The organism is uncultured Polaribacter sp. (assembly GCF_947500975.1).
GTDB lineage: Bacteria > Bacteroidota > Bacteroidia > Flavobacteriales > Flavobacteriaceae > Polaribacter.
Window position 1 is genome coordinate 1 of sequence record NZ_CANMUE010000032.1, and the last position, 1,620, is coordinate 1,620.

Consider the following 1,620-nt stretch of genomic DNA (forward strand, 5'->3'; position numbering starts at 1 on the left):
TTTTGAACTAAAATTTGTAGCTTAGTAACATAAATAATCAGCAACGGTTTGTTGCGTTAACAACTTGAATGCAGCATATGAAAAAGGAAATTTTAGTATTAGTATTTATGCTTTGCTATCTATCAATTACATCTCAAGAATTTTATAAATTTAGTGATAAAAGTGAAATTTTAACTAAAATTCAATTAGAAAATAAAATTTCAGAATTAAATATAAAAGCAAAAAAAAATGGAAATAAAAATGCTACCCACAGATTTAAAGCTAGTTACAAAATACTTAAAACATTAAAAAAATCTGATTCAATAATTAATATTGTTCGGTATGATATTAAATATGAATCTACTAGAAATGAAAAAATATTCATTTTAGAGAATAAAAAAATACCTGAATTTAAATTAAGGAATATTGAATCAAAAAGAAGAACGTTAGAGCATTACAAAGGAAAGGTTACTTTGATTAATCTATGGTTTACTAATTGTTTTCCTTGTGTAAAAGAAATACCTTTACTCAATACTCTGAAAGAAAAATACAAGAATGAAGTCAACTTTGTTGCTATAACTTTTGATTCTAAAGAAAAGGTGAAACATTTTCTAAAAAAGAAAAAGTTCAATTTTGAACAAATTGTAAATGCAAAAAATTATTTAAAAAAAGAATTAGGCAATAGATCTTACCCTAAAATTATTCTCTTAAATAAACAAGGAGTTATTAAATATGTGGGAGGAGGGATTCCTACTGTATATGATTATGAAAAGAAAAAAATGAAAGAAAGAACTGAAAAAGACTTGGTTTATCTTGAAAATATTATTGAAGAATTAAATAAATAAAGAAACTGTAGCTAACACCGTGTATAATTCATTGCTAGTTATAGCCTACTTACGAAAGTCCTCGCGGACTTTCTATCTGTGATTTATTTGCTAACTTTAGTGCTTAAACACGCAACGAAATCATACACAAACACGTTAGCAACAATATCCGAACAAAACGCAAAACAAATGAGAAACATAATACTTCTGACTATAATATTGACTTTCACGTCTCAATTGAAAGCACAAAATTATGATTTACCACCAAATCCGAAAGCTGGAAAATGTTACGTAAGATGCTTTGTTTATGAAAAGAAATTTGAATGGAAAAAAGTTGATTGCGAAAAAATAAAAGCGGAAAGTAATAAAGAAAAAACTAAAGAGGAACTTATAAAAATTGAGCAGAATAAACTCAAAATGAAAAAGTACCAAGAGAAATTAAAAGAATTTGGATACGAGGTCGATATTAATGGGATTGCTGACAATAAAACAATTCTTGCACATCACAAATATTTGAAAAAAAAGAAAAAAGAAGAAAAACGGAAACGAAAAGCTGAAAAAAGAAAAGCAAAATCGGAATAAAAATACTGTTGCCAACACGGTATAAAAATAATTGCGGATTAGTGCTTAATCAAAAGTCGTTGCGTGTTTGTAACGTCTAATTTTCCTTCGGAAAATCCTCACATATAAACCCGCAACTATTCTTATACATAAACGTTGCCAGTAATTTGAACAGTACGAACCTCTATTCAAGAACTTAACGCAACAAATCTAAATTAATAGATTTGTAATAATGATAAGAAAAAAGAATAGAAGA

At 27.0% G+C, this 1,620-nt stretch carries 2 protein-coding genes; both read left to right on the forward strand.

Annotation, left to right across the window (positions count from 1 at the left end):
• Positions 1–77 precede the first annotated feature (77 nt).
• A complete protein-coding gene (locus Q0733_RS12875) occupies positions 78–824 on the forward strand; it encodes a TlpA disulfide reductase family protein (protein WP_298782729.1) in 747 nt (248 codons plus the stop codon).
• A gap of 216 nt (positions 825–1,040) precedes the next feature.
• Entirely contained in the window at positions 1,041–1,385 is a 345-nt protein-coding gene (locus Q0733_RS12880; protein WP_298782731.1) for a hypothetical protein, read from the forward strand.
• Positions 1,386–1,620: the final 235 nt, after the last annotated feature.